General features: G+C 46.2%; 4 protein-coding genes. 3 read left to right on the top strand and 1 reads right to left on the bottom strand.

All coding sequences use genetic code 11. The features are described from left to right. The 3 genes from B3P58_RS00165 to B3P58_RS00155 form a co-directional block, all read left to right on the top strand. Positions 1-1,717, top strand: a 1,717-nt coding sequence (locus B3P58_RS00165; RefSeq protein ID WP_286715048.1) for a ThiF family adenylyltransferase, incomplete at its 5' end; no start/stop codon positions are given. Beyond that, positions 1,717-2,178, top strand: a complete 462-nt coding sequence (locus B3P58_RS00160; RefSeq protein ID WP_286715045.1) for a Mov34/MPN/PAD-1 family protein — start codon at positions 1,717-1,719, stop codon at positions 2,176-2,178. The genes B3P58_RS00165 and B3P58_RS00160, both read left to right, overlap by 1 nt. 588 nt (positions 2,179-2,766) lie before the next feature. Then, positions 2,767-3,051, top strand: coding sequence for a DUF3861 domain-containing protein (locus tag B3P58_RS00155; protein ID WP_286715043.1), 285 nt, complete (start codon positions 2,767-2,769; stop codon positions 3,049-3,051). Between the two features lie 19 nt (positions 3,052-3,070). Here the strand turns inward: B3P58_RS00155 and B3P58_RS00150 are convergent, their stop codons facing one another. Continuing rightward, positions 3,071-3,865 carry an alpha/beta fold hydrolase gene (locus B3P58_RS00150; RefSeq protein ID WP_286715040.1) on the bottom strand — a complete coding sequence of 265 codons (795 nt, stop codon included), beginning with the start codon at positions 3,863-3,865 and terminating at the stop codon, positions 3,071-3,073. Positions 3,866-3,916: the final 51 nt, after the last annotated feature.

Below are 3,916 nucleotides of genomic sequence, written 5' to 3'. Positions count from 1 at the left end.
AAAAACATATGCTTTCGGCTGGGAGATAAAAACAAACCTGTTGCATGAAGGAGAGCCAGTATATCTACAGGCTCTTTTTACAAAGAATGCAAAGTTTGAACTCCCCGATATTTTTGTACGTTGCAAGAAACCAATTGAACCTCTACGCATACCCCATGTTGAGGCTGAAGGAAAACTGTGCGTGTGGAGTGAAAGGGCAAAGGTTAATTTTAGTCAGCCTGATGATTATGTGACTGCGATATTAAGCGATGCCTATACGCTCCTAAGTGATGGCTTAAGCGGTATGCTTGATGATGAGTTTAGAGATGAATTTCAAAGCTACTGGCAGTACGAAGCAACATCATCCACTAATGTTGTCAGCTTAGTAGCGCCAATATCTAAAGGGGTTAAGATTGCATACACGTTTAAGCAATCCAAAGATCGTTATCTTCTGGCTGAAAGTCGATCAGCCCTGATCCATCATCTTAAAGTTCATAACCTACTTCCTGGCGACAATAGGAAGGTTGCACAGGCCCGAGCTTTGGCGATGGTCTCCCCTGTAGTGGTTATAGGTTTCGAGAAGCACTGGCTGCCATCTGAATACCCGAGAACTTTCTTGCAGCTTCTTGAGCTGATACAAGCAGAACATACAGCAGAATGGCAAAAGATATGCGTAAAGATCATCCGTGCGATGAGCGAACATAAATCAAGGATGCCTCTTGTTGTTTGTAGCTTTAATAACTGCATGGTCGCATTCAATCTGACTGGCAATTTAGCACCCGCAGGTATCGAGCATTCATTGATGAGCGGTTTCTCTAAAAGGGTTAGCCTTGATGCTATTATTAATAGACTTAAGCCGAAGAAGATCCTGCCGCTTTACGTTATTAGATCTGATTTCTCTTGGGTCAATGGTCGAGATCATAATCAACAGCTTGATCTGATCAAATCGATAGGGCAAATCGTTATCATTGGTTGCGGCTCTATAGGCTCTGGTATTGCAAGACACTTAGTTCAGAGCGGGGTTCGCAAGCTTCTCTTGATTGATGGCGATTATTTAATGCCAGAGAATATCTCTAGGCATGAGTTAGGCTTCGAAAGCATACAGTTAGATAAGGTTTCAGCCCTTGCTGCTCAGCTACAAAAGAAGTTCCCAGAGAGCACAATAGAAACACACTCTAAGAAGTGGCAAAGCTTAGGAGGCAACCCTGATTTCATTCGACAGCTCAAAAACTCTGAGTTGATTGTTAGCTGTACTGGCGAGTACGAATCGGACATGGCTCTTCTCGAATTACGCACTGCGCTGGATCTTCCTGATATTATGTTTTGCTGGACTGAGCCAAATGCCGTTGTATCGCATGCCTTTATTCACAATGGTGATAGCCCATGCTTTTCGAAACTCTTTAATCATTCAGGTAACGAAGTCGGAAACTCTAGAATTCCTGCCACCTTGTGGAATGAAAGTACTTTAAGAGCGACACCAGCTTGTGCGGGTGAATTCCAGCCATACGGGTACATAGATGTCTCATACATACACTCGATTGCAGCAGAAAGAATCATCAATTTAATTTTGAATCCTGAGAATATATCGGATCGCTGGATTTGCTGGCAGGGCGACGAATTCAGGCTTAAGTCACTCGGCGGGGGGTGGAATGAATCTTGGCAAAAAATCAGCAGTGCGACAAGCGAGGGCTGCAAAAAAGTTGTGATTGATCTAAGTGCTGCCGAAGGTCTGCTCTGATGTTATTTCTATTTAAGGATTCTGACGTAAAAGTTAGGCTGTCATCATGTGTAGTCGACTATCTAAAAGAGAAAGTACAAAAGCAAAATGATCCTGAGTACGGTGGCATGCTGTTTACCAAGTGTCTAACAGATCCGGTTCTACAAATAGACCTGATTACCTCACCTACACCGCATGACAACTCTTCACAAAATAGCTTTCAGCCTTCCGAAGAAGAATGGCAGAAGATTATCGAAGAGAAATATTTGTTTGGATACCATTATGTAGGTGACTGGCATACGCATTATCAATGCAGGCCAAGCCCGTCCGGTAAAGATAAGCGAACGATAAAGAAAGTGTTTAACGAATCTCAACACTCACTCAACTTCATGATTATGCTGATACGCGGAAATGGAAAGATGCCTTACGGTTTGTACTTGGCACTTACGGATGGGCGCAGATTATACCCGAGGGAACCATAACTGTTAGTGTAAGTACTCAGAAAAAAATCACTAAAACCGGGTATTCACTCTAGGTTTTTGGTTTAACCGGCCTACAAAATAGTTTTAAGTTAACTACCGGCAAGCTCTTGTTTTAATGACCTCTCATCACAGTAGTTTAGACGCCATCCCGATGGCAATATCCAAGCTGTAAAACCAAAGATTGTCATGCTTCTGCTGGGCCAGGCAACGGACATCCAAAGCAATCAGTCTTTCGATACGTATTTTTCGCAGATCAAAGGGGGGGCGAGCTGCTTCAAACTATTCAGGTGACACTAGTGGATATGGTCATGCGGGAACCAACATGTGCTCAAATGAATTCACCATGAAGTGTTGAACCGATCTTCGAAACTTTCATTACTGCTAATGTGAGACTCAAACTTAGAACGGGTGGAACACTAGTGATATCTATGTCCACTGTAAACCAGAGGCTAACGCATGGAACGTATGGAGTACTCTTTTATTACTTCCGTTAATTGTGATTACCGGCAGCTGTCGTTTGCGCTGACAATAACGCTGTCAGAAACAGACGAACGCCACACAAAGAAAAAGAAATCAGCGGGAAATATTATGAAACAACATCAATACGAAATTCAGATAAAACACCTGAGTGATGCTCAGGGGCAGCCTTCCGTTTATCCGCAAGCTCTGGTTTTTAACGTGGGAAATCACGACGATATATTCAAAATTATTGACCGGATTAAATCCCGTGGTGATCTGCAGGGCTACGAAGAAGCCTTTGCCGTTGGTCTGAAACTCTTCAGTGAAGTGATGCTGGAAAATAAAGACCATCCGCTGTTCAGCAAATTTAAACCGCATTTTATGGATTTTATGAAACAGCTGAAAAAAGGCTGAGGTTCTCAGCCTGCTGTCATCAGCGCTTAATCGCGGCCAGAAATGGCTGAACCTGTGCCAGAAACTGCTCCGGAATTTCCGCAAAAGAAGCATGGCCGCAGGGCAGAGTGACCATCTGCGCTGCTGGTATAGAGCGGGCGGCGGCTTTGCCGTCTTTGTTTGCCGGAATTGCCGGATCGTATTGGCCGAACAGCAGCAGAGTCGGTGCTGTGATTCGTCTGGCAGACTGGCGCAGGTCGCTTTCCGGACGGGCGAAGCTGCGCCACATGGCACGGTTCAGCGTAATACGCTCCGGCGTTGCCTGCAGGCCGCTGGCACGCTGCAACATGGCCTGAGCGGTAACACTGCGGTGTTTCAGATACAGGCTGGCAAAGCGCGAGGGGGACAGCGACAGGCGGCTGCCCTGCAAACGGCAGAAAGCGCGGGTCAGGATATTGTGTGGGGTAAAACCACCGGGCGAGACGAGTATCAGCCCGCGAACCCGTTCAGGCTCCTCACTGGCTAACCGTGCTGCCGCATAGCCGCCGATGGAATTGCCGATAATCAGTACCGGCGGCAGAGCCAGCGCAGTTAAAAAATCGCGCAGTGCGGCATAAAAAAATGTCACATCAACGCTGCCTGGCCGGGCTGGTAAATCAGACTGGCCATAGCCGGGCCAGTCGATGGCGAGCACCCGGTAATGTTCAGCCAGTGCAGGAATAACGGCGGAAAAATCCTCACTGTCACCCGGGTTAGCGTGCAGCAGTAACAGCGGTTCTCCCTGACCATGCTCGGAATAATGAAGGGCTCCACCGGATAAATGGACGACTGGCATAAAGAATACTCTTGCCCCGATAAAACGGACACGTTCATTTTCATGCACCTA

The organism is Thalassolituus sp. UBA2009, assembly GCF_002335285.1.
Lineage (GTDB): Bacteria > Pseudomonadota > Gammaproteobacteria > Pseudomonadales > Oceanobacteraceae > Venatoribacter > Venatoribacter alkanivorans.
Note: the sequence above shows the minus strand (reverse complement) of the source record. Positions and strands in the feature narration are given on the sequence as shown.